Below are 25,352 nucleotides of genomic sequence, written 5' to 3'. Positions count from 1 at the left end.
GTGCCTCAGGACTCCTGGGTGAGGGAGACGAGCACGTCGTCCCCTTCGATCTTTACGGGGTATACGGGGACGGGGCGCGTCGCCGGAAGGGCGTCGGGCTTGCCGGAACGGAGGTCGAAACGCGAGCCGTGCAGCCAGCACTCGATGTGGCAGTCGTCCACCTCGCCCTCCGAAAGCGAGACGTTCGCGTGCGAGCAGATGTCGTAGATCGCGAACACCTCGCCCTCGGTCTGCACGACGGAGACGAACGTGCCGTCGAGTTCCACCCGCTTGGGGGTGTCGTCCTCCAGCTCGCTCAGCCCACAGACGCGTACGTATGCGGTCATCCGACCGACGCCTCCAGCTCCTCCTCGATCTTGGCGATCAGGCGCTCCTCGATGTCCGGGACGCCGATCTGCTGGACCAGCTCGGCGAAGAAGCCGCGGACCACCAGACGGCGGGCCTCGTGCTCCGGGATGCCGCGGGCCATCAGGTAGAACAGCTGCTCGTCGTCGAACCGGCCGGTCGCCGAAGCGTGGCCGGCACCGACGATCTCGCCGGTCTCGATCTCCAGGTTCGGCACCGAGTCGACGCGGGCGCCGTCGGTCAGCACGAGGTTGCGGTTCATCTCGTACGTGTCCGTGCCCTCGGCCCTGGCCTCGATGAGCACGTCGCCGATCCACACCGCGTGCGCGTCGTCGCCCTGGAGCGCGCCCTTGTATGCGACGTTCGACCTGCCGTGCGGGGTGTTGTGGTCGACCAGGAGGCGGTGCTCCTGGTGCTGGCCCGCGTCGGTGAAGTACAGGCCGAAGAGCTCGGCCTCGCCACCGGGGCCCGCGTAGGACACGCGCGGGTGCAGCCGTACGAGGTCGCCGCCGAAGGTGACCACGACCGACTTGAACGACGCGTCCCGGCCGACGAGGGCGTTGTGCTGGGCCACATGCACAGCCTTCTCGTCCCAGTCCTGGACGCAGACGACGGTCAGCTTGGCGCCGTCGCCCAGGAGGTAGTCGACGTTGGCGGCGAGCACCGCGTCACCGGTGTGGTCGATGACGACGACTGCCTCGGCGAAGGCGCCCAGCTCGATGACCTGGTGGCCGTAGGCGACCCCGCCCTCGCCGTGCACGGCGATCCGGATCGGCTCGGCGAGCACCGTCTCCTTGGGGACGGTGACCACACCGGCCTTCTCGAACGCCGAGTAGGCCTGGGCGGCGACGCGGTCCACCGGGGTGCCCGCCCTGCCGAGCCGCGCGTCGTCGCGGCCGACGGTCTCGACGGTGACACCCTCGGGGGCCTGCACGTCGACCTTCACGCCGTCGCCGGTCGCGACGGCCGTGCCGTCGTGCAGGCCGCGCAGCCGCTCCAGCGGCGTGAACCGCCACTCCTCCTCGCGGCCGTGCGGGACCGGGAAGTCCGCCACGTCGAAGGACGGGGGCGCGCTCATGCGTGTGGCGACGGTCGACTCGGCCGCGACCGCGACCGCGCCTGCGGTGGTGGAACCCACCGGTGATGGTCCCCCCGCCCGAGCGGATTCGAGGGTGGGGGAGTTCTGAGCCTCAGCCATGGCTGTCGTAGTGCTCGCTTTCCTATACGTTGCGACCATCGGCCCGCCCCGGAAGGCGGGCCGCCTGCTGCTCGGAGGGCTGACGCGTCAGCCGACCGCGCCCTCCATCTGCAGCTCGATCAGCCGGTTGAGCTCCAGCGCGTACTCCATCGGCAGCTCCTTGGCGATCGGCTCGACGAAGCCGCGCACGATCATCGCCATCGCCTCGTCCTCCGACAGACCGCGGCTCATCAGGTAGAAGAGCTGGTCCTCGGAGACCTTGGAGACGGTCGCCTCGTGGCCCATGGAGACGTCGTCCTCGCGGACGTCGACGTACGGGTAGGTGTCGGACCGCGAGATGGTGTCCACCAGCAGAGCGTCACACAGCACGTTCGACTTCGCGCCCGGGGCGCCCTCGCCGATCTCGATCAGACCGCGGTAGGACGTACGGCCGCCGCCGCGCGCCACGGACTTCGACACGATGTTGGACGAGGTGTTCGGCGCCATGTGGACCATCTTCGCGCCGGCGTCCTGGTGCTGGCCCTCGCCCGCGAAGGCGATGGACAGGGTCTCGCCCTTGGCGTGCTCGCCCATCAGGTAGACGGCCGGGTACTTCATCGTCACCTTGGAGCCGATGTTGCCGTCGACCCACTCCATGGTCGCGCCCTCGTAGGCCACGGCGCGCTTGGTGACCAGGTTGTAGACGTTGTTCGACCAGTTCTGGATGGTCGTGTAGCGGCAGCGGGCGTTCTTCTTGACGATGATCTCGACGACCGCGCTGTGCAGCGAGTCGCTCTTGTAGATCGGGGCGGTGCAGCCCTCGACGTAGTGCACGTAGGCACCCTCGTCGACGATGATCAGGGTCCGCTCGAACTGGCCCATGTTCTCGGTGTTGATCCGGAAGTAGGCCTGGAGCGGGATCTCCACGTGCACGCCCTTCGGCACGTAGATGAACGAGCCGCCGGACCACACGGCGGTGTTCAGCGCGGCGAACTTGTTGTCACCGGCCGGGATGACGGTCCCGAAGTACTCCTTGAAGAGCTCCGGGTGCTCCTTCAGCGCCGTGTCGGTGTCCAGGAAGATGACGCCCTGCTCCTCCAGGTCCTCGCGGATCTGGTGGTACACGACCTCCGACTCGTACTGGGCCGCGACACCGGCGACGAGGCGCTTCTTCTCGGCCTCGGGGATGCCCAGCTTGTCGTAGGTGTTCTTGATGTCCTCGGGCAGGTCCTCCCAGGACTCCGCCTGCTTCTCCGTGGAGCGCACGAAGTACTTGATGTTGTCGAAGTCGATGCCCGACAGGTCCGAGCCCCAGTTGGGCATGGGCTTTTTCTCGAACAGCCGCAGGCCCTTGAGGCGGAGCTTGGTCACCCACTCCGGCTCGTCCTTCTTCGCGGAGATGTCCCGGACGACGTCCTCGCCCAGGCCGCGACGCGCGGACGCACCGGCCTCGTCCCGGTCGGCCCAGCCGTATTCGTACTTGCCCAGCCCCTCAAGCTCAGGGTGGGCAGTCTCCGTGGGGAGAGTCATGCGGGGTTCCTCCCGGCCGTGCTAGCAGATGCCTTGGTAGTGGTCTTGGAAATCTGAGGGATGAACGTCGTGCAGACGCCGTCGCCGTGGGCGATCGTCGCCAGCCGCTGCACATGCGTACCGAGCAGCTCGGCGAAAAATTCCGTCTCCGCCTCGCACAGCTGCGGGAACTGCTCCGCGACGTGGGCCACCGGGCAGTGGTGCTGGCACAGCTGCTGCCCCTGTTGCGGGTGGGGCGCACTGCGCGCCGTGGCAGCGTACCCGTCCGTGCTCAGGGCCTTGGCCAGTGCTTCTGTGCGCTGTTCGGGGGCGGCGGCCTCGACCGCCTTGCGGTACGCGCTCGCGTGGGCGCGGATCCGGGCGCGGGCGAAGGCGGCGACCGCCTGATCCCCGCCCTCGCGCGCGGCGATCCAGCGCAGGGCGTCCACGGCGAGCGTGTCGTACGACTGGTCGAAGGCGTCGCGGCCGCAGTCGGTGAGCGCGAAGACCTTGGCGGGACGGCCACGCGTGCGCGTGCCGTACACCCGCTGCTCACGGGCCTCTACGACGTCGTCGGCGGCCAGCGCGTCGAGGTGCCGGCGGACGGCGGCCTGGGTGAGGCCCAGCCGCCCGGCGAGTTCGGCGACGGTCGACGGCCCGTGGTCCAGGATGGACCGCGCGACCCGGTTGCGGGTGGACCGCTCCCCGGTCGCGAGTTCCTCCTGAGGGGTCCCCGAGGGGGTCTCCTGAGCCGCGCCGACGTTTTTCACAACGCCATTGTTGCGTAATTCCTCAGATACGGGCAAGCCGCGTCCGGGGCGCCGGGTGGTGCCCTGCGTCACTTAGGCATACCTAATCTGACCAGCGGGAACGATCTTTGACCGATCAAATGGGTGGCACGCCCAGGGATCCTCCGGAACACTCCCAAACCATGCCCACACCCCCTCCGACCGGCCCACTCGTCACCCGCGCCACGCTGACCGAAGACCTGCGCACGCTGGGCGTCCGCCCCGGCGAGACCCTCCTCGCACACTCCTCCCTCAGCTCCCTCGGCTGGGTGTGCGGCGGCCCCGTCGCGGTCGTCCAAGGACTGCTCGACGCGCTCGGCCCGGACGGCACGCTCGTGGTTCCCGCCCAGTCCGCCGACCTCTCGGACCCGGCCTGGTGGCAGTATCCGCCCGTGCCCCAGGAGTGGTGGGAGACGATCCGGGCCACCATGCCCGTCTACGACCCCCGGCTCACTCCCACACGCGGGGTCGGCGTCATCCCGGAGACCGTGCGCACCTGGCCCGGCGCCCTGCGCAGCACCCATCCGCAGACGTCGTTCGCGGCCGTCGGTCCCCGCGCGCGTGAGGTGACCGAGGAACACGCGCCCGACTGCCGGCTCGGCGAGCACAGCCCGCTGGCGAAGCTGGAGCGGCTCGGCGCCCGGGTGCTCCTGCTGGGCGCCGGATACGACGCCTGCACCAGCTTCCACCTGGCCGAGTACCGGATACCGTCCCCGCTCGTCGCGGTGGGGCGTCCGGGACCCGAAGGCTGGGAGACAGTGACCGAGGTGTCGATCAGCTCGGACGGGTTCGAGGAACTGGGCCGCGACTTCGAACGGGACCGTCCCGTCGTCGTACGAGGGAAGGTCGGTGCGGCCGACGTACGGCTGTTCCCGGTGGCGGACGCGGTGGACTACGCCGAGCGGTGGCTGCCACCGCGCCGGCCCCGCAAGGAACAGTCCTGTTGACCCGCTCGCCCCGCCCGCCTGGGCTCCCGCCCGTGTGACCTCGGACGCGACCCGCGCACCGACGGCGCCTGGGTGATCCTCACATGGTGATTCGCCGGCCCGGAGGCCGGTGCGCCACGCTGTGCGGGGGCAGCCTCCTGTGGCGGATGGTGCGCATGAATCCTACTTTGTCACAAAGGCCCTACTTTCCAGGATGGCGATGGACTCTCCGCACGTACCCGTTCACGTACTGGTCATCGAGGACGACCGGGACGTGAGCGCGCTGCTGGAGCGGTATCTCAGGGGTCTGGACTGCCGCGTGACGGTGACGGACTCGGGTGAGGAGGGCCTGGACCGGGCGTTCGCCGACCCCCCGGACATGGCGATCATCGATGTGCTGCTGCCCGGGATCGACGGGCGGGAAGTCATCCGGAGGCTGCGGGCGGACGAGCGGACGAAGGGGTGCCACCTCGTGGTCTCCTCCGTGCTCGACTCGGACGAACTGGTGGAGCTGGCGACGGACGAACTGCTGGCCAAACCGTTCCGGCAGGCGGCGGTGGCACGGCTCCTCGCCTCCTACCGGAACGCCGTCTCGCAGGAGGAATGATGGCGCGTGTCCTGATAGCCGACGACGACGCCGACATTCGCGGCCTCGTGGCGTTCAAGCTGAGTCAGAGCGGTCACCAGGTCACGGCTGTGGAGGACGGCCTGGCCGCGCTGCACGTGGCGCGGGGGCAGCCGCTGGATCTCGCACTCCTCGACATACGGATGCCGGGAATGTCGGGACTGGACGTCTGCCGGGAACTGCGTGCGGCCCACGACACCGCGTCGCTCGCCGTCATCCTGATCACGGCCCGGTCGCAGGAGGGAGACGTCGAACTCGGCTTCGCGGCGGGCGCCGACGACTACATCATCAAGCCCTTCAGCCCGCGCGAGCTGTCCAGCCGGGTCAACGCAGTGCTCACCCGGGTCGAGCGGTGATCCCTCTCGGCTTCGTCACCGATGCGCTGCTGTACCTGCTGGCCGTCGTGCTGGCGCTGAGCCTGCTGACCGCCTCGATCCGCTGTGTGCGTACATACCAGAGGCGCAGACGCGAGCGGGTTGCGGCGCCCGTACGCGGCCTGCTGCTGGAACTCCTGTGCGCCGAGGAGGACGGGCAGAGCGAGCTGCTGGACCGCCTGGCGCAGATCGACAGGCGGACCTGGGCGGCGCTGGAGCCGACCGTCACGGCGATGCTGGTCAAGGTCTCCGGAAGAGCGCGCGCGGCGCTGGTCCTTCTGTGCGAGCGACGGGGGTCCCCCGCGGAGGCCGTCGCCGAGCTGCGCAGCCGCAGCGCGGCCCGGCGGGGGCGCGCCGCACAGGTACTCGGTCAGCTCCGCCACCGCCCGGCGGCCCCGTCACTGTGCCGTCTGCTCGACGACCGTGACCCGGAGGTGCGGCTGGCCGCGACACGGGCGCTGGGACGGACGGGTGATCCGATGGCCGTACCGTATCTGCTGAGGAGCCTGCACGGGCCGCGTACCGTGCCGTACAAGGTTGTCACCGCGGCGCTGGCCTCCCTCGGCCCTGCCGCGCAGCTCCGGGTCGCGGCAGGCCTTCAGGACCCGACGCCTCTCGTCAGGGCCGTGGCCATCGAGGTGCTCGGCGTGACCAGAGCGATTGCCCGCACCACCGAGGTCGTCCGTGCGCTGCGCGAGGATCCGGCGACCGAAGTCCGGGTCCGGGCGGCACGCGCGCTGGGCAGGCTGGGCATGCCCGACGGCCTGGAACCGCTGCTGGCGGCCATCAGGACCGGTCAGCCGGGCGCCCTGCGCATCGTGGCGGCCGGGGCCCTGGGCAGTCTGGGGGCCGGCGCCGCGACAGGCCCGCTGACGGAGCTGCTCGGCGACGCGGACCCGCATGTGGCGGGCACGGCGGCGCGGGCGCTGCTGCGGCTCGGCCCCGTGGGTGAGGCGGCGCTCCGCGAGGCCGCGGACGGCCGCTCGGACGCACCGGCCGCAGCCCAGGCCAGGGCAGTCCTCGGGGAGGCGGCCGTCGGAGGCGTGCGTCACGACGTCCTGGTGGAGGTGGCTCTGTGAGCGCGGCGGGCGTCGAGATGTGGGAGGGACTGCTGGGCACGTTGCACGGTCTGATCGCGCTGTGCGACACCGCGGTCATCCTCTACTTCCTGGCCATCAACACCGGCCATCTGGTGCTGATCCTCTTCGCCCTCACCGAGCTGGTCAGGAGGCTGCGCCGGGCTCCCTTCGCCGGCTACGAGGACGCCTCCAGCAGTCCCTTCACCCCGCCCATCTCGGTGATCATGCCCGCGTACAACGAAGCGGCGGGCATCACAGAGGCCGTACGGGCCATGCTGCTGCTGCACTATCCGGTGTTCGAGATCATCGTCGTCGACGACGGCTCCACCGACGGCACGCTCGACGCCCTCGCCGACGCCTTCCACCTCGCCGAGGTGGATCACGTCGTACCCGAGGACGTCCCCGTGCGGGGCAGCGTCACCTCGCTGCATCTGCCCAGGGGAGGCCCCGTGCCCCTGGTGGTGGCACGCAAGGGCAACGGCGGCAAGGCCGACGCGCTCAATGTCGGGATCAACCTGGCGCGTTATCCGCTGCTGTGCATGGTGGACGCCGACTCCATCCTCGACTCCCAGTCCCTGCTGGCCGTGGCGAAACCGTTCAGCGACGACCCGCTGCGGGTGGTGGCGACCGGTGGCGTGGTCGGCGTCGCCAACGGCTGTACCGTCCAGGCCGGGCGCGTGGTCGAGGCACACGTCCCTGCGGACCTGCTCGGACGCGCCCAGGTCATCGAGTATCTGCGCGGCTTCTTCCTCGGCCGTACCGGATGGTCCAAGGTCGGCGGCCTGCTGATCATCGCCGGCGCCTTCGGCCTGTTCCGCCGGGACGCGGTGGTGGCGGCGGGGGGCATGGACCCCGAATGCATCGGCGAGGACGCCGAACTCGTCGTCCGCCTCCACCGGCACCTGCGCGAGCAGGGCCGCCGCCACAGCGACTACCGCGTCGTCTTCGTCACCGAGCCGATCGCCTGGAGCGAAGCACCCTCCAGCCTCCGGGTCCTGGGGCGCCAGCGGCGTCGGTGGCACCGTGGTCTGACCGAGATCCTGATCAAGCACCGCCGCATGATCGGCAACCCCCGCTACGGCCGCATCGGGATGGTGGCCCTCCCGTTCTACGTGCTCTTCGAACTGGTGGCCCCACTGGTGGAACTCGCCGGCCTCGTGCTGGTGCCCCTGGGCGCGCTGATCGGCGCCGTCGAAGTGGACTTCATGTGGCGTTTCCTGCTCGCCGCCTACGCCTACGCGATGGTCGTCAGCCTGGTGTCGGTCGCGGTGGAGGAGTACGCCTACCACCGCTTCTCACGGTGGCGGGACGTGTGGGGTGCCCTCGTCGGCGTGGTCGTCGAGAACATCGGCTACCGCCAGTTCACGGCGTGGTGGCGGCTGCGCGGTATGTGGGACGCGCTGCACCGCGCCCCGCAGGTGTGGGGTTCGATGACCCGCACTGGATTCGGCCCGCCCGAGCGGAGCCGGGAGGACCGGCCATGAGGATCACCACAGGGCGGCCTGGCGTCTGCGTGGCACGCCGGCTCACCATTGCCTTCGGACTGCTGATCGCTCTGCTCCTGCTCGTCGGGGCGGGCGGGCTGTCCGCGGCCGTGATGGCGAACCGGTTGCACGACAGGGCCATGGAACCACAGCCGACCCTGCGCGAGAACGCGCGCGTGCACGACCAGGCAGCCGCTGTGCACCGTGCCGTGCGCTCCTATCTTCTCACCGGTGACACGGGAGAGCTGAACGTCTACTTCCGCACACGCGACACGCCGTTCGCGACGCTCGCCGAGGCCCGGCGCCACGCCTTTCCCGGAGCGCGGGAGAACCTTGCCGCGCAGGAGCGGCAACTGCGCGCCTATGTGCGGGTGGCCGACCAGCAGGCCGAGGCGGCGCCCGGCAGCGGCCAGGGGGTCCGTCTGACCGAGGAGGCCTCGCGGCTGTTCGCGACGTTCGAGGCCTCCAACCAGCGACTGATCAACCAGCTGAACGAGGAGAGCCAGCGTCTGGAGGACCGCGCCCACAGGCTCGTCGACAGTGCCATCGCGGGCACCGCGGTCGCGCTGGCCGCCGGTGGGGCCCTGGCCGTCTTCGCGGCGGTGCACACCACCCGTGCCCTGACCCGGCCGCTGCGGAACACCGCTCGCACCCTTGGCAGACTCGCCGCAGGGGAGCAGTCGGCGCGGGCCGAGGAGGACGGACCGGAGGAGATCAGGGCGGTGGCGCGCTCGGTCAACCTGCTCGCCGACGAGGGAGACCGGCTGCGGGCGATCGAGCAGGAGCGCGCCAGACTGTCGCGCACCGCACGGGCCATCGGCGTCCAGATCCGGGAGCAACTCGACGTCGAGCAGGTCCTCGACACGGCGTGCGCCGGAATCGGTGAGGGGCTGGAGGCCGATCACGCCTTCGTTCTCCTCACCGAGCAGGACAGTCCGCTCGTCTGCGTCATGCGTGCCTGGAGTGCGGGCAGAGGGCTGCTCCCCGCGCAGGAGCAGCCGATTCCGCCCGTTCCCCTCGACGTGGTGCGCGACCACTACCGGCGGGGAACCGCATGGTGCCGCAACGATCTGTCCGCCGCGCCGGCCGAGGGTTCACCGCTGCCCGGGGCGCCCGGCTCCTTCGGCGAGGGCGGCCTGCTGCCGGACGCTCGGGCGGCGGCCGAGGCGCTGGGCCTGGTGGGCGTGCTCGTCATCCCGCTCGGCGTCGGTGACGAACCGCTCGGTGCCCTCTTCCTGGCGCGTACCCGGCGGGACCGCCCCTGGCTCCCGGTGGAGATCGAAATCGCCGAGTCCATGGCCGCCGGCGTCGGCCGCGCGCTGCACACCGCGCTGCTGTACAAGAAGGAGACACACCTGGTGGAGAAGCTGCGCGCTCTGGACAAGGCCAAGAGCGACTTCCTGTCCACCGTCTCCCACGAGCTGCGCACCCCGCTGACCAGCATCGTGGGATACATCGAGTTGCTGAAGGACGAGGAGACCGGGCCACTCAGCCCGCCGCACCAGCACATGCTGGACGTCGTCGACCGCAACGCCAACCGCCTGCGGGCGCTCATCGAGGACCTGCTGACCCTGTCGCGCATCGAGTCGGGGGCGTTCGGCTCGAGGAAGGAACCGGTCGACCTGTGCCGGCTTGTGGCGTCGGCGGTCGACACCTTCCGGCCGGCCGCCGAGGCCGCCTCCGTCACCCTGGAGACACACTGGCCCTCCTCCCGCCCCCTGATGCTGGAGGCCGACAGTGACCAGCTCGACCGGGTCCTGATGAACCTGCTGTCCAATGCCGTCAAGTTCACCCCGAGGGGCGGAAAGGTCACCGTACGGGCCGAGGCCCGGGACGGCGAGGCGGTCCTGAGTGTCAGCGACACCGGCATCGGCATCCCCCCGGCCGAGCAGGAGAAGCTCTTCCAGCGGTTCTTCCGTGCGTCGAACGCCACCGCCGCGGCCATTCCGGGCACCGGTCTCGGGCTGACCATCGTCCTGACGATCGTGGCGAACCACGGCGGCGAGATGCAGGTGGACTCCGAGGAGGGCCGCGGCACCACCTTCACCGCCCGGTTGCCGCTCACCGCCGCGAGCGGGGCAGCCGCCTCGCCGTGAACCGCCCCGCCGCATGCGGGCGCCTCAGACGGTGTCCTCGAAGGTCACTCCCCGCGACCGGTAGTCGGCGACGGCTGCCTGTACATCGGCCGGGCTGAGCACCTGGTCCTGGACGAAGTACACGTAGTCGACCTTTTCCTCGTACGCACGGGTCTTCCGGCTGTTGATCCCCAGCAGGTTGATCAGCCAGTGGTTGAAGCGGATGCTCATCGTCGACTCGGGCAGGTACGGCTCGTTGTGCGTGGCGAAGAGCCGGCCATCGATGTAGTAGGTGATGGCCGTGCTGTCGACCGTGATGACCAGGTCGTGCCAGCCGGCGAAACTCGCGCGCTCCTGTGTGGTGACGTGCTCCTCCTGGGGCGGGTCCTCCGAGTACGTCTCCCAGGAGCTGGCGAGCAGCGCACTGCCGGTGATGCCCCATCCGCCGTTGGGCAGGTACTCGAAGTCGAGTTCGCTGTAGGCCGGGTCCATCGGGTAGTTCAGCGGCGAGATGGTGAAGAACGTCTGCACCATGCGGTCGCCGTCCGGTCCGTAGACCGGCACATCGCTGAAGCGGACCCGCGCGGCATAGGTGCCGTGCAGGAACTTGCGCTGCTGGTAGATCTCGGTGTGCTCGGTGCCGGTCGCCGTGCCGTTGGTGCCGGAGCGCATCGTCATGACGGAGTTGCCGGACTCGGCGGCGAAGGTGATGTTCTGCGGCCTCCACGTGGCACCGGGCACGCCCGGCCCGCCCTGGCCGGACCGCAGGGTCCAGCCGCGCTGGGTGAGCCGCGGATCCGTGTAGCCGGTGTAGTTGAAGTCGTCGAACAGCGCCGGCCCGACGACGGGCTGAGCGGCCGCGCGCGGGGCGGAGGCATGGTCGGCGGCTGTCGCCGTGCCGGGGTGGACGGCGAAGGCCGCGCACATCAGCCCGGAGACGACGAGGGCGGCAACGCCCCTCATCCGGGTGAGCAAGGCGCATCTGATCATGGATCAACTGCCTTTCTGCGCAAGGAAGATGACGTCCGCGTCCCACCCTGGCGGACCCCGGCCAGTGAAGCATCGTCAGAAGATCGGCATACGCCGGATACAACCGGTTCACCCGAATGGCCCAAACTGCATGGTTCGCGGGATTTGGGAGTCTGGGATTCTGCGGTCGTGGCCGTCTCAGCGCAGACGTGCGGCGCCCCGGCTCATACCAGGCGTACGGCGCCCTTGACGGCCAGGTAGACGCCGAAGACCAGGCAGATGACCATGCCGATGGCGCGGGTATGCCGTTTCGCCGCGGCCAGCATCGGGGTGAGCACCGCCTGCGCCTGCACGGGGGCGATCAGGTACAGCACGAGCGGCACGAGCACGGCGAGCAGCGCCAGCACCACGACGATGGCCAGGAGGACGACCTGGTCGGCCGTCGAAACGGAGTCGTCGAGGGCGATTTCCTTCACCGCGGGAACGAACAGCGCCAGGCTGGAGAAGTTCACCGCCATGAGGCCGGCCCCGAGCAGGGCACAGGCCCCGGGACTGGTGACGGCGTGGCGCGGGTGGCGGTGTGATGTGCCGTCGGCGGGTCTGAGCGCGGTGCGCACGGCCAGGAGCAGCAGGAGCGCGCCGAAGACGAGGTCGACGACCGGCGAGACCCTGAAATGGTCCTGTCCCCGGGCGTTACGGAAGAGAACGAGTCCGGCCGCCCCGATGACGGCGAGCGGAACCGCGGCTCCCGCCGTGAATGACCCCGCTCGCCGGCGGGGGCGGACCGGGTCGGACAGGAGCACGACGGCGGCCACGAAGAGAGTCGGGCTGAGCGCGGCTCCCAGAGCCAGCGGCAGGACTTTGGCCAGCAGTGTCGTCACGAGGTCAGTCAACGCCGCCGCGGCGCCGTGCCGATGTGGACACGCCTGGCCCGGCTGCGGCAATCACCCGGAGAGGAACGGCCCGGAAGAGGGGATCAACAACCCGCCCGTCCGGGGCTGTGGGCGCGTACCTAGACTCGGGGCCATGCGAAGCGAGCCCGTGGTCCAGGTCCAGGCCCTGGTGAAGCGGTACGGCACGAAGACCGCGGTGGACGGCCTCGACCTGGTGGCCCGGGCGGGTGTGACCGCCGTGCTCGGTCCCAACGGGGCGGGCAAGACGACCACGGTCGAGACCTGCGAGGGGTACCGGCGGCCGGACTCCGGCACGGTGCGCGTCCTGGGCCTCGACCCGGTCAGACAGTCCGGCGCGCTACGGCCCCGGATCGGGGTGATGCTGCAGTCCGGGGGCGTGTACTCCGGCGCGCGGGCCGACGAGATGCTGCGCCACGTCGCCAAGCTGCACGCCCAGCCGCTCGACGTGGACGCGCTCATCGAACGGCTCGGGCTCGGCTCCTGCGGCCGTACGACCTACCGGCGCCTGTCCGGCGGCCAGCAGCAGCGGCTCGCGCTGGCGATGGCCGTGGTCGGGCGCCCAGAGCTGGTGTTCCTGGACGAGCCGACCGCCGGACTCGACCCACAGGCCCGCCGCGCCACCTGGGACCTCGTGCGCGACCTGCGCGCCGACGGCGTCTCCGTGATCCTCACCACCCACTACATGGACGAGGCCGAGCAGCTCGCCGACGACGTCGCGATCATCGACGCCGGCCGGGTCATCGCCCAGGGCTCCCCCGAGGACCTGTGCCGCGGCGGCGCCGAGAACACGCTGCGGTTCACCGGACGGCCGGGACTGGACGTGGGTTCACTGCTCAAGGCCCTGCCCGCCGACTGCTCGGCCGCCGAGCTGACCCCGGGCTCCTACCGGGTCGTCGGCAAGGTCGACCCGCAGCTGCTCGCGACGGTCACGTCCTGGTGCGCGCAGCACGGGGTGATGCCGGAGAAGATCTCGGTCGAACGGCACACCTTGGAGGACGTGTTTTTGGAGCTCACCGGCAAGGAGCTGCGCTCGTGACCACCGTCGGCACCGGGATGTACACGCCCAAGCCGGGAGCCGCCCCGCTCCCCCGCATGATCGCCGCCCAGGCCGCGCTGGAGGCGCGGATGCTGCTGCGCAACGGCGAGCAGCTGCTGCTGACCGTGGTGATCCCCACGCTGCTCCTGGTCCTCTTCAGCACCGTGGACATCGTCGACACCGGCGCCGGCGACGCGGTGGACTTCCTCGCACCCGGCATCCTCGCGCTCGCCGTGATGTCGACGGCGTTCACCGGACAGGCCATCGCGACGGGCTTCGAACGCCGGTACGGGGTCCTGAAGCGGCTGGCCTCGTCCCCCCTGCCCCGCTGGGGCCTGATGACCGCGAAGACGGCGTCCGTGCTCGTCACCGAGATCCTCCAGGTCGTCCTGCTGACGGTGATCGCGTTCGCGCTCGGCTGGTCGCCGCACGGCGCTGGGACATTCACAAGCGTGCTCGCGGTGCTGCTCCTGCTGATTGCCGGCACGGCGGCCTTCTCGGGCCTGGGCCTGCTGATGGCGGGCACGCTGAAGGCGGAGGCGACGCTGGCCGCCGCGAACCTGGTGTTCCTGCTGCTGCTCGTGGGCGGCGGGGTGATCATCCCGCTGGACAAGTTCCCGAGCGGGGCGCAGGACGTCCTGGGCCTCCTGCCCATCTCGGCGCTCTCGGACGGCCTGCGGGACGTGCTGCAGCACGGGGCCGGCATGCCATGGGGCGACCTGGGGATTCTCGCCGGGTGGGCGATCGTGGGGCTGGCGGCTGCCGGGAAGTTCTTCCGCTGGGAGTAGGGCCATGACGGACCCTCGTGAAAGCGTGCACAAGCGGCGCCCTACGATGGGGCGCGTGCCAAACGTGACCCGCGCCGACGCCGTGGCGGCCGTGCGCAACCCCCTCGCCTTCATCGCCGAACGCTGGACCCCGGCACCCCGGACGGTCCAGCGGGCGGCCCTCTCCGCGCTCGTCATGTCGGTGATCATCGTGGTCACCGGCGGTGCCGTACGGCTGACCGGCTCGGGCCTCGGCTGCCCGACCTGGCCCAAGTGCACCGACGACTCGCTCACCGCGACCAGCGCGATGGGCGTGCACGGCGCCATCGAGTTCGGCAACCGCATGCTGACGTACGTGCTGTGCGCCGCCGTCGGCTGGGCGATCATCGCCGCGCGCTCCCAGAAGCCGTACCGGCGCAGCCTGACCCGGCTGGGCTGGACGCAGTTCTGGATCGTGATGAGCAACGCGGTGCTCGGCGGCATCGTGGTGCTGGTCGGCCTCAACCCGTACACCGTCGCGGCGCACTTCGTGGCGACGTCGGCGCTCATCGCCGTCGCCACGGTGATGTGGCAGCGCACGCGCGAGGGCGACGCGCCGCCCCGGCCCCTGGTCGGCAAGGCGGTGCGGCAGCTGGTGTGGTTCCTGGTCGCGGCTGCCGTGCTGCTGATCCTGGTCGGCACGGTGGTCACCGGCGCGGGTCCGCACGCGGGTGACTCCCGTGAGGTCGAGCGGATGCCGGTCGACTGGGAGACGGTGGCCAAGGTGCACGCCGTACTGGCGTGGATCGTGGTGACGCTGACGTTCGCGCTGTGGTTCGTCCTGAAGGCGGTGGACGCACCGAAGGGGCCGCCTGGGCGGACGCGGGAGCTGTTCCTGATCCTGCTTGCGCAGGGTGTCATCGGTTACGTGCAGTACTTCACGGACCTGCCCGAGCCCCTCGTCGGTCTGCACATGCTCGGATCGGCCCTGATGTGGATCTGGGTACTGCGGGTGGCGCTGTCGCTGCGGGAGCGATCCGAGGAGGTGGCCGGGGTGCCCGGGCCCGCGGCCGAGGCCACGCTGACGAAGGCCTGACCCCGCCGCCCTCCGAAAAGGGCTCACTCCAGGCCGTACACCCGCCGCGCGTTCCCCGCCGCAATCATCCCCGCCACCCGCTGCGCGTCCGCCAGGGACCACGCGCCCTCGGCCGCCCAGGTGCCCAGCACGCGGGCGAGGGCCTCGCGGAACAGGCGGGCCGCCACGACATGCAGCTCGGGCAGGACCTGGGCGCCGCTGGAGAAGAGGATCTTGCCGAAGGGGGCCAGCTCCAGGATCTCCGCGAGGACGGTCGCGGCGCGGGCGCCGGTGCGGACCAGTGCGGCGCCCGAGTCGGCGTACACGTGCGGGAACACACCGGCGAGGTGGGCGGCGTGCCGGTGGTACGGGTAGCCGTGCAGCAGGACCAGGTCGGTGCCGAGCCCGGCCGTGGCGCGCACGAAGTCCGTCAGCAGCACCGGATCCGTACGGTCGATGCGCAGCCCCGGCGCACCGAGCCCCGCGTGCAGCTGGAGCGGCAGCCCCGAGGCGACCGCGATCCACAGCAGGTGCCGTAGCAGCACCGGGTCGCTCAGCTCGCCGCCGACCCGGCGCCCGGCCAGCCAGCGGCCGACGGCGCCGCGCACCTCCCCCGGCCCCGGCGGCTCGGGCGCCAGCGCGAGTCCGTGCCGTACGCCTGCGACGGAGGTGAAGGCGACGGCGTGCGCCGCGGCGACGTGCACCGACTCGGCGACGTTGGCGAGGAAGGATTCGACGGTGCCGGAGGTGTCGGCGACCTGCTCGGCTAGCAGTTCCAGGCGCACGATCTCGTGGGCGTCGGCCGCCGCGGCGGTGGCGAGTTCGGCGGGGCCGGTCAGGTCGCCGGGCAGGCCGGTGTCGACGAGGTACGCCGTGATGCCGCTGCCGCGCAGCAGCCTGCGGCCCGCCTCCAGTACGCCGAGTTCACGGCGCCGGGCGAGGTAGTGGGCGGGGGCGCAGTGCGGTTCCAGACCGAGGAGCGGGGGGCACCAGCGGCGTACGGCGAACCCGGTCTGGGTGTCGAAGAGCGTCGTGCCGGGGGCGGGTGGGCCCTCGGTGCGGGCCAGTTGGGCCTCGAAGGTGCCGAGGCCCAGCTCGGTTCTCAGTACGCCGTGGCAGTACTGGTCCACGAGGGACGGCGTTTCGATCATCCGGGCTCCCCGTGGAGTGGGCCGTGTGCTCCTCACACGTCCTAACGGGTGAACCGGGTGTCAGGTGTTGCATGCCGTTCGTGGGAGTGCCGGTTTGTTTGGCGGCTGCGGGTTGTGTGGCCGGTCGCGCCCACGCGGCGGAGCCGCACATCGGTACAGACCCGCGCCCCTTTGCGGCGCCTTTCAACCGCCGATTTGAATGCCTGCCATGCGTTTCCATTCATACGGGCCCGTCTTCACCTTTGACGCGAACTCGCCGTCGAAGGATTCGTGGACGGTGATGCCGGACTTCTCCACCGCCTTCTCCGCGATCGCGTAGGTCGGGGCCACCAGGTCGCCCCAGTCGCCGTCCTCACCGACCAGGACGATGCGGGCGCCGCGCTGGCCGATGTAGGCGACCTGGCCCTCGGCGCCTCCGTGGGCCTTGGCGAAGGCGTTGATCTGCTTGGCGAGCCGGGCCGCGCTGCGTTCGGCCTTGGCGGCCTTCTTGCCGTCGGCGGTCTCGTCCGCCTGCTTGCTGTCTGCCATGGTCAGGATGCTACCCACGGGTAGATCAAACAGCGACGGGCGGGACGCGTGGCTTTGGCCACGCCCCCGCCCGTCGAGGACCGGCTACCGGAGGAAGGGGTCCACCGCGACCGCCACGAACAGCAGCGACACGTAGGTGATCGACCAGTGGAAGAGCCGCATCTCCTTGAGCTTGGCGCCCGTCACCTCGGCCTTCGCCCGGTTCATCAGCGAGTGCGCCTCCCACAGCCACCAGCCGCCCGCGGCCAGCGCGACCGCCGTGTAGAACCAGCCGGTGTAGCCGAGTGGCTGCAGCAGCAGGGAGACGGCGACCATCACCCAGCTGTAGATCACGATCTGCTTGGCGACGACCTTGTTGGAGGCGATGACCGGCAGCATCGGCACGCCCACGCGCGCGTAGTCCTCCCGCACTTTCATGGACAGCGGCCAGTAGTGCGGCGGCGTCCAGAAGAACATGACGAGGAAGAGGATGACCGGCGCCCAGGAGAGCGAGTTCGTGACGGACGACCAGCCGATCAGCACCGGCATGCAGCCGGCGATGCCGCCCCACACGATGTTCTGCGACGTACGGCGCTTGAGGATCATCGTGTAGACGACGACGTAGAAGAGGAGTGCGCCGAGCGACAGCCAGGCCGACAGCCAGTTGACGGTGAGGCCGAACAGCAGCGTCGAGACGACCGCGAGGGCGATGCCGAAGGCCAGGCACTCGCGCGGGCTGACCATACCGGTGACCAGCGGGCGCTGCGCGGTGCGGTCCATGAGCGCGTCGATGTCCCGGTCGATGTACATGTTGAGCGCGTTGGCGCCGCCCGCCGAGAGGTAGCCGCCGACGCAGGTGAGCAGCACCAGCGTCAGGTCCGGCACGCCCTGCTGGGCGAGGAACATCACCGGAACAGTGGTGATCAGCAGCAGCTCGATGATGCGCGGCTTGGTGAGAGCCACGAACGCCTTGACACGGGCCCCGAACGGCCGGTGGGCCGGGCTTTGGCTCGCACCGATTACCCCCGCTGGACGGGATTCAACGGCCGTCACGCACACCCCTACAGAGACATCCCAGCAAGCCTCCCCGTGTGAAGTCCCGGTAAAGGCTCGCGCGTACCACGCCACTGTAGACGTTGCCCATACCTCGGCATTCGCGGGGGTGGGGTCGTGTTGGGGAGCGTGCTCCGGCGGACGTGACGGGGCCCGACGGCATGGTCGTCCGACGGGCGCACGACAGCTCGATTGAGCACTCGGACGAGCGGCTGCGTATTCACTTGCCGAATGCGGTCAGGGCTGGTGGGGAGGCGGATCTCCACGAGTCCCGGCAGTCTGGAATGACTCGAAAAGACGCACGTACTTCCGGGGGTAGGCTCGAAGCCGCCGGCCGACGCACGGATACGCCGGCAGCCGGTGGGCGCCCACGTGCACCGGCATCCGAACATGTGGAGAGGAGCCCTGACTCAGGGTGAGCACCAAGCCGACCACCACAGACCTCGACTGGACCGAGCTGGACCAGCGGGCCGTCGACACCGCGCGCGTCCTGGCCGCCGATGCCGTACAGAAGGTCGGCAACGGCCATCCGGGTACGGCGATGAGCCTGGCGCCTGCCGCCTACACCCTCTTCCAGAAGGTGATGCGGCACGACCCGGCGGACGCCGACTGGGTAGGCCGCGACCGTTTTGTTCTGTCCGCCGGTCATTCCTCCCTGACCCTCTACACCCAGCTGTACCTGGCCGGCTTCGGCCTGGAGCTGGACGACCTGAAGGCGTTCCGTACGTGGGGTTCGAAGACCCCCGGTCACCCCGAGTACGGCCACACCGTGGGCGTGGAGACCACCACCGGCCCGCTGGGCCAGGGTGTCGCCAACGCCGTGGGCATGGCGATGGCCGCCCGCTACGAGCGGGGCCTGTTCGACCCGGACGCCGCCCCCAGGGCCTCCCCCTTCGACCACTTCGTCTACTGCATCGCCGGTGACGGCTGCCTGCAGGAGGGCATCTCCGCCGAGGCGTCCTCGATGGCCGGTCACCAGAAGCTGGGCAACCTGATCCTGCTGTGGGACGACAACCACATCTCGATCGAGGGCGACACCGAGACGGCCGTCTCCGAGGACACCGTCAAGCGGTACGAGGCGTACGGCTGGCATGTGCAGCGTGTCGCCCCCAAGCCGGACGGCGACCTCGACCCGCACGCCATCTACAACGCGATCGAGGCCGCCAAGGCGGTCACCGACCGGCCGTCGTTCATCGCGATGCGCTCGATCATCGCCTGGCCCGCCCCGAACGCGCAGAACACCGAGGCCGCGCACGGCTCGGCGCTCGGCGACGACGAGGTCGCGGCCACCAAGCGCGTCCTCGGCTTCGACCCGGACAAGTCCTTCGAGATCGCCGACGAGGTGATCACCCACACCCGCACGGCGATCGAGCGCGGGCGGCAGGCCAGGGCCGAGTGGGAGAAGTCCTTCCAGGAGTGGCGGGGCAACAACCCGGAGCGCGCCGCCGAGTTCGACCGGATCAGCAAGGGCGAGCTGCCCACCGGCTGGGAGGAGAAGATCCCGGTCTTCGAGGTCGGCAAGGGCGTCGCCACGCGTGCCGCGTCCGGCAAGGTGCTCCAGGCGCTCGGTGCGGTCGTCCCCGAGCTGTGGGGCGGCTCGGCCGACCTGGCCGGCTCCAACAACACCACCATCGACAAGACCAGTTCGTTCCTCCCGGCGGACAACCCGCTGCCGGAGGCCGACCCGTACGGCCGTACCCTCCACTTCGGCATCCGCGAGCACGCGATGGCCGCGGAGATGAACGGCATCGCGCTGCACGGCAACACCCGTATCTACGGCGGCACATTCCTGGTCTTCTCCGACTACATGCGCAACGCGGTGCGCCTGTCGGCCCTGATGCACCTGCCGGTGACGTACGTGTGGACGCACGACTCCATCGGCCTGGGCGAGGACGGCCCGACCCACCAGCCGATCGAGCACCTCGCCTCGCTGCGCGCGATCCCGGGCCTGAACATCGTCCGCCCGGCGGACGCCAACGAGACCGCGATCGCCTGGCGCGAGATCCTCAGGCGGTACACCAAGGAGTTCGGCAAGGGGCAGCCACACGGCCTCGCGCTGACCCGTCAGGGCGTTCCGACGTACGAGCCCAACGAGGATGCGGCGCGCGGCGGTTACGTGATGATCGAGGCCGAGGAGCCCTCCGGGCAGAACACCGCGCCGGAGGTCATCCTGATCGCGACCGGTTCCGAGGTGCACGTGGCCGTCGCGGCGCGTGAACAGCTGCAGGCCGCGGGTGTGCCCACGCGGGTGGTGTCCATGCCGTCCGTGGAGTGGTTCGAGCAGCAGGACCAGGGGTACCGGGACAGCGTCCTGCCGCCGTCCGTCAAGGCGCGGGTCGCGGTCGAGGCCGGGGTGGGCCTGACCTGGCACAAGTACGTCGGGGACGCCGGCTGCATCGTTTCCCTGGAGCACTTCGGTGCGTCGGCCGACGGCAAGGTCCTCTTCCGCGAGTTCGGGTTCACCGCCGAGAACGTGGCTTCCGCCGCCCGGGAATCGATCGCCGCAGCCCAGCGCTGACGCTCATATACGACACGTAGGAGAAGGAATTTCCATGACAGACGCACTCAAGCGCCTCTCCGAGGAAGGCGTCGCGATCTGGCTGGACGACCTGTCGCGCAAGCGGATCACGTCCGGCAACCTCGCCGAGCTGATCGACGAGCAGCACGTCGTGGGCGTCACCACCAATCCGACGATCTTCCAGAAGGCGATCTCGTCCGGCGACGGCTACGAGCAGCAGCTCACCGACCTCGCCGCGCGCAAGGTCACCGTCGAAGAGGCCGTCCGCATGATCACCACGGCGGACGTCCGGGACGCCGCCGACATCCTGCGCCCGGTGTTCGACGCCACCGGCGGCCAGGACGGCCGGGTCTCGATCGAGGTCGACCCGCGTCTGGCGCACAACACCCGCGCCACCGTCGCCGAGGCCAAGCAGCTGGCCTGGCTGGTGGACCGCCCGAACACCCTGATCAAGATCCCGGCCACCAGGGCGGGCCTCCCGGCGATCACCGAGACGATCGGCAACGGGATCAGCGTGAACGTGACGCTGATCTTCTCGCTGGAGCGCTACCGCGAGGTCATGGACGCCTATCTGAGCGGCCTGGAGAAGGCGAAGGCCAAGGGCCTGGACCTGTCCAGGATCCACTCGGTGGCGTCCTTCTTCGTGTCCCGCGTCGACACCGAGATCGACAAGCGGATCGACGCGCTGGGCACCGACGAGGCCAAGGCGCTGCGCGGCAAGGCCGCCGTCGCCAACGCGCGTCTCGCGTACCAGGCGTACGAGGAGGTCTTCGCCTCCGATCGCTGGTCGAAGCTGGAGAACGCGGGCGCGAACAAGCAGCGTCCGCTGTGGGCCTCGACCGGCGTGAAGGACCCGGCGTACAAGCCGACCCTGTACGTCGACGACCTGGTCGCGCCGAACACGGTGAACACCATGCCGGAGGCCACCCTCCAGGCCACCGAGAAGCACGGGCAGATCACCGGCAACACCGTCGCCGGTACCTACGAGCAGGCCCGCGCGGACATCGACGCCGTCGAGCGGCTGGGCATCGCCTACGACGACGTGGTCCAGCTCCTGGAGGACGAGGGCGTCGAGAAGTTCGAGGCCTCCTGGAACGACCTGCTCAAGTCGACCGAGGCCGAACTGGAGCGCCTCGCCCCCACGGAGGGCTGAAGCCTTGCCTCCCCTTTCCGGATCCGGAGCGAACCCACTCCGTGACCCTGCCGACCGACGGCTCCCGCGCATCGCGGGGCCGTCGGGCCTGGTCATCTTCGGGGTCACGGGCGACCTGTCACGCAAGAAGCTGATGCCCGCGGTGTACGACCTCGCCAACCGGGGTCTGCTGCCGCCGGGCTTCTCGCTGGTCGGCTTCGCCCGCCGCGAGTGGGAGAACGAGGACTTCGCCGCCGAGGTCCACGACGCCGTCAAGGCCCACGCCCGCACGCCCTTCCGCGAGGAGGTCTGGCAGCAGCTCATCCAGGGCATGCGCTTCGTGCAGGGTACCTTCGACGACGACGACGCCTTCGAGCGGCTGCGCGGCACCATCGAGGAACTGGACAAGGCGCAGGGCACGGGCGGCAACTTCGCCTTCTACCTGTCCGTGCCGCCGCGTTCCTTCCCGGTGGTCATCCAGCAGCTGAAGAAACACGGGCTGGCAGACCAGACGAGGGGCTCCTGGCGCCGTGCGGTGATCGAGAAGCCGTTCGGCCACGACCTGAAGTCGGCCGAGGAGCTCAACGCGACCGTCGAAGAGGTCTTCGCCCCCGACCAGGTCTTCCGCATCGACCACTACCTGGGCAAGGAGACCGTCCAGAACATCCTGGCGCTGCGCTTCGCCAACCAGATGTTCGAGCCGATCTGGAACCGGTCCTTCGTGGACCACGTGCAGATCACCATGGCCGAGGACATCGGCATCGGCGGCCGGGCCGGCTACTACGACGGCATCGGCGCCGCGCGCGACGTCATCCAGAACCACCTCCTCCAGCTGATGGCGCTCACCGCCATGGAGGAGCCGTCCTCCTTCGACGCGGACGCGCTTGCCGCGGAGAAGACCAAGGTGCTCGGCGCGGTACGGCTGCCGAAGGACCTGGGCCGGGACACCGTGCGCGGGCAGTACGCGGCCGGCTGGCAGGGCGGCGAGAAGGCGGTCGGTTACCTGGAGGAAGAGGGCATCGACGCGGCCTCGAAGACCGACACGTACGCCGCGATCAAGCTGGAGGTCGACAACCGGCGCTGGGCGGGTGTGCCGTTCTGTCTGCGCACCGGCAAGCGGCTGGGCCGCCGGGTGACGGAGATCGCGGTCGTCTTCCAGCGGGCTCCGCACTCCCCCTTCGACACGACGGCCACCGAGGAACTGGGGCAGAACGCGATCGTCATCCGCGTCCAGCCCGACGAGGGCGTCACGGTCCGGTTCGGCTCGAAGGTGCCGGGCACGTCGATGGAGATCCGGGACGTGTCCATGGACTTCGCCTACGGCGAGTCGTTCACGGAGACCAGCCCGGAGGCGTACGAGCGCCTGATCCTGGACGTCCTGCTCGGCGACGCCAACCTCTTCCCGCGCACCGAGGAGGTCGAGCTGTCCTGGAAGATCCTCGACCCGATCGAGGAGTACTGGGACAAGAACGGCACGCCTGCCCAGTACCCGGCCGGTACCTGGGGACCCGTCGAGGCGGACGAAATGCTCGAGCGAGACGGACGGAGCTGGCGCCGGCCATGAAGATAGACCTCACGGACACCACGGCCAGCAAGATCAACAAGGCACTGGTGCAGGGCCGCCGCGCCATCGGCACGCCCGCCGTCGGCATGGTGCTCACGCTGGTCATCGTGACGGACGAGGAGAACGCCTACGACGCGCTGAAGGCCGCGAGCGACGCCTCGCACGAGCACCCCTCGCGCACGCTCGTGGTCATCCGGCGCGTCTCGCGCACCCCGCGCGACCGGACGCAGTCCCGCCTGGACGCCGAGGTGCGGGTCGGCGCGGACGCGGGCACCGGCGAGACGGTCGTGCTGCGCCTGTACGGCGAGGTGGTGAACCACGCCCAGTCGGTCGTGCTGCCGCTGCTGCTGCCGGACGCGCCGGTGGTGGTGTGGTGGCCGGTGAACGCCCCGCTGGACCCGGCCAAGGACCCGCTGGGCGCGCTGGCCCAGCGCCGGGTCACCGACAGCTACTCGGCGGAGAAGCCCGTCGAGGAGCTGCGGGCCCGGGCCGGCAGCTACCAGCCGGGCGACACCGACCTGGCGTGGGCCCGGATAACGCCGTGGCGCTCGATGCTGGCCGCCGCCCTGGACCAGGTCACCTGCGAGGTCATCTCCGTCGCGGTGACCGGCGAGGAGCACAATCCGAGCGTCGAGCTGCTGGCCATGTGGCTCGCCGACCGGCTCCATGTGCACGTGCGGCGCGGGGTCTCCGCCGGTCCCGGGCTGACCGAGGTGCGGATGGAAACGACCTGCGGTCCGATCACGCTGAACCGGCCGGACGGGGCGATGGCCACGCTGTCGCTGGACGGGCAGCCGGACCGGGCGGTGGCGCTCAAGCGGCGTGAGACCGCCGACCTGATCGCGGAGGAGCTGCGGCGACTGGATCCGGACGACACGTACGCGTCGGCGCTGCGGTTCGGGGTGGACCGGCTGGGCGGGATGGCGCCGGTCACACCGCCGACCGCGCCTGCCCTCGCTGCCGAGCCGGCCCGGGGTTCGGAGCCGGCCCGGGTGTCGGCACCGGCGCTGCCGCCTGCGTCCTCGTCGCGGTCGGTGGATGCCTCGAGTGCGCCGGGCGCTTCGAGTAAGTCGAGTACGAGTACGTCAGGCTCACCTGGTTCATCGGGCTCCTCGGACGACGGTGAGGGCGACCGGCCGTCCCCCGCGCAGATGCCCCCGGTCAAGAAGGCGGCCCCCTGATGACCACGGCACCGCAGCTGGTCGTGCACCGCGACAAGGAGCTGATGGCGCAGGCCGCGGCGGCACGGCTGATCACGAAGATCGTGGACGCGCAGACGTCCCGCGGCTCGGCGTCGGTCGTGCTGACCGGCGGCCGCAACGGCAACGCCTTGCTGGCGGCGCTGGCGGCGGCCCCGGCCCGGGACGCCGTCGACTGGGGCCGGCTGGACCTGTGGTGGGGTGACGAGCGGTTCCTGCCCGAGGGCGACCCGGAGCGCAACGTCACCCAGGCGTGCGAGGCCCTGCTGGACGACGTACCGCTGGCCCCGGAGCGCGTGCACGCCATGCCCGCTTCGGACGGCCCGCACGGCACCGACGTGGACGCGGCGGCCGCCGCCTACGCGGAGGTGCTGGCCCGGGCGGCGGGCCCCGAGAACCACGGCCCCGTCCCGGTGTTCGACGTCCTGATGCTGGGCGTGGGCCCGGACACGCACGTGGCCTCGCTGTTCCCGGAGCTTCCGGCGGTCCGGGAGACGGAGCGGACGGTGGTCGGCGTCCATGGCGCGCCCAAGCCGCCGCCGACCCGGGTGACCCTCACGCTGCCCGCGATCCGCGCGGCCCGCGAGGTGTGGCTCCTGGCGGCCGGCGAGGACAAGGCGAAGGCCGTGGCGATCGCCCTCTCGGGCGCGGGCGAGATCCAGGCCCCGGCCGCGGGCGCCTACGGCCGCTCCCGCACCCTGTGGCTCCTGGACGCGGCGGCAGCCTCCCAGCTCCCGCGGTCCCTGTACCCGCCGGCACTGGCATAAGCCCGAGCGGCCAGTCCGCCATGGCGCGACCCGGGGCGGCGAGGTGGGACTTCCTCCCCTTCGCCGCCCCTCGCCGTGCAGCCCTTCGGCGATCGCGGACCGGATCGCGTCGGCGTACGGTCCGGGCGGCACGTCATCGAGGCGCGCGGCGGCCCGCTCGCAGTGCTCGCGCGCCCGGTCGTGGTCGCCGAGAGCCGTGTATGCGGTGGCCATGTTCACGTGCAGGGAGGCGTAGCAGCCGGTGACCCGTTCGTCGCCCACCCGGTCCGCGCGGTCCAGGCTCTCCCGGTTCCAGCGCAGGGTCTGCTCGAGTGTGGCCTGGTGGCGGGCGAGGTAGTG

The 25,352-nt window shown here is 70.6% G+C and carries 23 protein-coding genes; 14 read left to right on the top strand and 9 right to left on the bottom strand.

The features are described 5' to 3' along the window. Window positions 1-5 precede the first annotated feature (5 nt). The 4 genes from H8R17_RS06985 to H8R17_RS06970 all read right to left on the bottom strand — a co-directional run bounded on the left by H8R17_RS06985 (window position 6) and on the right by H8R17_RS06970 (window position 3,801). A complete protein-coding gene (locus H8R17_RS06985; RefSeq protein ID WP_187822251.1) occupies window positions 6-326 on the bottom strand; it encodes a non-heme iron oxygenase ferredoxin subunit in 321 nt (106 codons plus the stop codon). Beyond that, window positions 323-1,543: a Fe-S cluster assembly protein SufD gene (sufD, locus tag H8R17_RS06980; RefSeq protein WP_187822250.1), complete on the bottom strand. Its 1,221-nt coding sequence runs from the start codon at window positions 1,541-1,543 to the stop codon at window positions 323-325. The genes H8R17_RS06985 and sufD overlap by 4 nt, the downstream gene beginning before the upstream one ends. Window positions 1,544-1,630: 87 nt before the next feature. Continuing rightward, window positions 1,631-3,052 (bottom strand): Fe-S cluster assembly protein SufB, encoded by a 1,422-nt coding sequence (gene sufB / locus H8R17_RS06975; protein ID WP_187822249.1) that lies wholly within the window; start codon window positions 3,050-3,052, stop codon window positions 1,631-1,633. Then, on the bottom strand, window positions 3,049-3,801 hold the full coding sequence (locus H8R17_RS06970) for an ArsR family transcriptional regulator (protein ID WP_187822248.1): 753 nt from the start codon (window positions 3,799-3,801) through the stop codon (window positions 3,049-3,051). Before H8R17_RS06970 ends, sufB begins: the two co-directional genes overlap by 4 nt. A 161-nt stretch (window positions 3,802-3,962) precedes the next feature. Between H8R17_RS06970 and H8R17_RS06965 the strand changes: the two genes are divergently transcribed. From H8R17_RS06965 to H8R17_RS06940, 6 genes are all read left to right on the top strand, one after another. Continuing rightward, complete coding sequence (locus H8R17_RS06965; protein WP_187822247.1) at window positions 3,963-4,766, top strand: aminoglycoside N(3)-acetyltransferase; 804 nt, start codon at window positions 3,963-3,965, stop codon at window positions 4,764-4,766. A 199-nt stretch (window positions 4,767-4,965) separates the two neighbouring features. Continuing rightward, entirely contained in the window at window positions 4,966-5,352 is a 387-nt protein-coding gene (locus H8R17_RS06960; RefSeq protein WP_187822246.1) for a response regulator, read from the top strand. Further along, the gene (locus tag H8R17_RS06955; RefSeq protein ID WP_187822245.1) at window positions 5,352-5,726 is read left to right on the top strand and encodes a response regulator transcription factor; all 375 of its coding nucleotides are present in this window, start codon (window positions 5,352-5,354) and stop codon (window positions 5,724-5,726) included. Before H8R17_RS06960 ends, H8R17_RS06955 begins: the two co-directional genes overlap by 1 nt. Next, entirely contained in the window at window positions 5,723-6,823 is a 1,101-nt protein-coding gene (locus H8R17_RS06950) for a HEAT repeat domain-containing protein (protein WP_187822244.1), read from the top strand. The genes H8R17_RS06955 and H8R17_RS06950 overlap by 4 nt, the downstream gene beginning before the upstream one ends. Further along, window positions 6,820-8,307, top strand: coding sequence for a glycosyltransferase (locus tag H8R17_RS06945; RefSeq protein WP_223124728.1), 1,488 nt, complete (start codon window positions 6,820-6,822; stop codon window positions 8,305-8,307). Before H8R17_RS06950 ends, H8R17_RS06945 begins: the two co-directional genes overlap by 4 nt. After that, window positions 8,304-10,403 (top strand): ATP-binding protein, encoded by a 2,100-nt coding sequence (locus H8R17_RS06940; RefSeq protein WP_187822243.1) that lies wholly within the window; start codon window positions 8,304-8,306, stop codon window positions 10,401-10,403. Before H8R17_RS06945 ends, H8R17_RS06940 begins: the two co-directional genes overlap by 4 nt. Window positions 10,404-10,427: 24 nt before the next feature. Here H8R17_RS06940 and H8R17_RS06935 read toward each other — a convergent pair whose 3' ends face one another. Both H8R17_RS06935 and H8R17_RS06930 read right to left on the bottom strand, forming a co-directional pair. Continuing rightward, a complete protein-coding gene (locus H8R17_RS06935) occupies window positions 10,428-11,372 on the bottom strand; it encodes a glycoside hydrolase family 16 protein (protein ID WP_187822242.1) in 945 nt (314 codons plus the stop codon). A gap of 203 nt (window positions 11,373-11,575) precedes the next feature. After that, window positions 11,576-12,232 carry a GAP family protein gene (locus tag H8R17_RS06930; protein WP_187822241.1) on the bottom strand — a complete coding sequence of 219 codons (657 nt, stop codon included), beginning with the start codon at window positions 12,230-12,232 and terminating at the stop codon, window positions 11,576-11,578. A 145-nt stretch (window positions 12,233-12,377) separates the two neighbouring features. Here H8R17_RS06930 and H8R17_RS06925 point away from each other — a divergent pair, with 145 nt between their 5' ends. From H8R17_RS06925 to H8R17_RS06915, 3 genes are read left to right on the top strand one after another with little or no spacing between them, the layout of a single operon-like run. Continuing rightward, window positions 12,378-13,301 (top strand): ABC transporter ATP-binding protein, encoded by a 924-nt coding sequence (locus H8R17_RS06925; RefSeq protein ID WP_187822240.1) that lies wholly within the window; start codon window positions 12,378-12,380, stop codon window positions 13,299-13,301. A gap of 17 nt (window positions 13,302-13,318) precedes the next feature. After that, the gene (locus tag H8R17_RS06920) at window positions 13,319-14,089 is read left to right on the top strand and encodes an ABC transporter permease (protein ID WP_187822280.1); all 771 of its coding nucleotides are present in this window, start codon (window positions 13,319-13,321) and stop codon (window positions 14,087-14,089) included. A gap of 46 nt (window positions 14,090-14,135) precedes the next feature. Further along, the gene (locus tag H8R17_RS06915) at window positions 14,136-15,143 is read left to right on the top strand and encodes a heme A synthase (RefSeq protein WP_262505070.1); all 1,008 of its coding nucleotides are present in this window, start codon (window positions 14,136-14,138) and stop codon (window positions 15,141-15,143) included. Window positions 15,144-15,166: 23 nt separating this feature from the next. Here the strand turns inward: H8R17_RS06915 and H8R17_RS06910 are convergent, their stop codons facing one another. The 3 genes from H8R17_RS06910 to H8R17_RS06900 form a co-directional block, all read right to left on the bottom strand. Beyond that, the gene (locus tag H8R17_RS06910; protein WP_187822238.1) at window positions 15,167-16,273 is read right to left on the bottom strand and encodes an amidohydrolase family protein; all 1,107 of its coding nucleotides are present in this window, start codon (window positions 16,271-16,273) and stop codon (window positions 15,167-15,169) included. A 183-nt stretch (window positions 16,274-16,456) separates the two neighbouring features. Then, complete coding sequence (locus H8R17_RS06905; protein WP_187822237.1) at window positions 16,457-16,801, bottom strand: hypothetical protein; 345 nt, start codon at window positions 16,799-16,801, stop codon at window positions 16,457-16,459. Window positions 16,802-16,885: 84 nt separating this feature from the next. Beyond that, entirely contained in the window at window positions 16,886-17,839 is a 954-nt protein-coding gene (locus tag H8R17_RS06900) for a heme o synthase (RefSeq protein ID WP_187822236.1), read from the bottom strand. A gap of 409 nt (window positions 17,840-18,248) precedes the next feature. Between H8R17_RS06900 and tkt the strand changes: the two genes are divergently transcribed. Genes tkt through pgl form a run of 5 tightly spaced genes read left to right on the top strand, consistent with a single transcriptional unit; the run spans window position 18,249 to window position 25,013 of the window. Beyond that, window positions 18,249-20,351: a transketolase gene (gene tkt / locus H8R17_RS06895; protein WP_187822235.1), complete on the top strand. Its 2,103-nt coding sequence runs from the start codon at window positions 18,249-18,251 to the stop codon at window positions 20,349-20,351. A gap of 34 nt (window positions 20,352-20,385) precedes the next feature. Beyond that, window positions 20,386-21,504: a transaldolase gene (gene tal, locus H8R17_RS06890; protein ID WP_187822234.1), complete on the top strand. Its 1,119-nt coding sequence runs from the start codon at window positions 20,386-20,388 to the stop codon at window positions 21,502-21,504. Between the two features lie 4 nt (window positions 21,505-21,508). Continuing rightward, window positions 21,509-23,047, top strand: coding sequence for a glucose-6-phosphate dehydrogenase (gene zwf / locus H8R17_RS06885; protein ID WP_187822233.1), 1,539 nt, complete (start codon window positions 21,509-21,511; stop codon window positions 23,045-23,047). Beyond that, a complete protein-coding gene (opcA, locus tag H8R17_RS06880; RefSeq protein WP_187822232.1) occupies window positions 23,044-24,228 on the top strand; it encodes a glucose-6-phosphate dehydrogenase assembly protein OpcA in 1,185 nt (394 codons plus the stop codon). The genes zwf and opcA overlap by 4 nt, the downstream gene beginning before the upstream one ends. Next, window positions 24,228-25,013: a 6-phosphogluconolactonase gene (gene pgl, locus H8R17_RS06875; protein WP_187822231.1), complete on the top strand. Its 786-nt coding sequence runs from the start codon at window positions 24,228-24,230 to the stop codon at window positions 25,011-25,013. The genes opcA and pgl overlap by 1 nt, the downstream gene beginning before the upstream one ends. Window positions 25,014-25,352 lie beyond the last annotated feature (339 nt).

This window comes from Streptomyces sp. TRM68367, assembly GCF_014495685.1.
GTDB lineage: Bacteria > Actinomycetota > Actinomycetes > Streptomycetales > Streptomycetaceae > Streptomyces.
This window is presented reverse-complemented; position numbering and strand designations above follow the sequence as displayed.

Bases quoted from the DNA above. Each gene is read 5' to 3' on its own strand.
- opcA (WP_187822232.1), top strand. From the start codon at position 23,044: ATGAAGATAGACCTCACGGACACCACGGCCAGCAAGATCAACAAGGCA.
- H8R17_RS06905 (WP_187822237.1), bottom strand. From the start codon at position 16,801: ATGGCAGACAGCAAGCAGGCGGACGAGACCGCCGACGGCAAGAAGGCC.
- H8R17_RS06920 (WP_187822280.1), top strand. From the start codon at position 13,319: ATGTACACGCCCAAGCCGGGAGCCGCCCCGCTCCCCCGCATGATCGCC.
- H8R17_RS06965 (WP_187822247.1), top strand. From the start codon at position 3,963: ATGCCCACACCCCCTCCGACCGGCCCACTCGTCACCCGCGCCACGCTG.
- H8R17_RS06935 (WP_187822242.1), bottom strand. From the start codon at position 11,372: ATGATCAGATGCGCCTTGCTCACCCGGATGAGGGGCGTTGCCGCCCTC.
- H8R17_RS06915 (WP_262505070.1), top strand. From the start codon at position 14,136: ATGGGGCGCGTGCCAAACGTGACCCGCGCCGACGCCGTGGCGGCCGTG.
- H8R17_RS06910 (WP_187822238.1), bottom strand. From the start codon at position 16,273: ATGATCGAAACGCCGTCCCTCGTGGACCAGTACTGCCACGGCGTACTG.
- H8R17_RS06960 (WP_187822246.1), top strand. From the start codon at position 4,966: ATGGACTCTCCGCACGTACCCGTTCACGTACTGGTCATCGAGGACGAC.
- sufD (WP_187822250.1), bottom strand. From the start codon at position 1,543: ATGGCTGAGGCTCAGAACTCCCCCACCCTCGAATCCGCTCGGGCGGGG.
- sufB (WP_187822249.1), bottom strand. From the start codon at position 3,052: ATGACTCTCCCCACGGAGACTGCCCACCCTGAGCTTGAGGGGCTGGGC.
- pgl (WP_187822231.1), top strand. From the start codon at position 24,228: ATGACCACGGCACCGCAGCTGGTCGTGCACCGCGACAAGGAGCTGATG.
- H8R17_RS06985 (WP_187822251.1), bottom strand. From the start codon at position 326: ATGACCGCATACGTACGCGTCTGTGGGCTGAGCGAGCTGGAGGACGAC.
- tal (WP_187822234.1), top strand. From the start codon at position 20,386: ATGACAGACGCACTCAAGCGCCTCTCCGAGGAAGGCGTCGCGATCTGG.
- H8R17_RS06955 (WP_187822245.1), top strand. From the start codon at position 5,352: ATGGCGCGTGTCCTGATAGCCGACGACGACGCCGACATTCGCGGCCTC.
- H8R17_RS06925 (WP_187822240.1), top strand. From the start codon at position 12,378: ATGCGAAGCGAGCCCGTGGTCCAGGTCCAGGCCCTGGTGAAGCGGTAC.
- H8R17_RS06940 (WP_187822243.1), top strand. From the start codon at position 8,304: ATGAGGATCACCACAGGGCGGCCTGGCGTCTGCGTGGCACGCCGGCTC.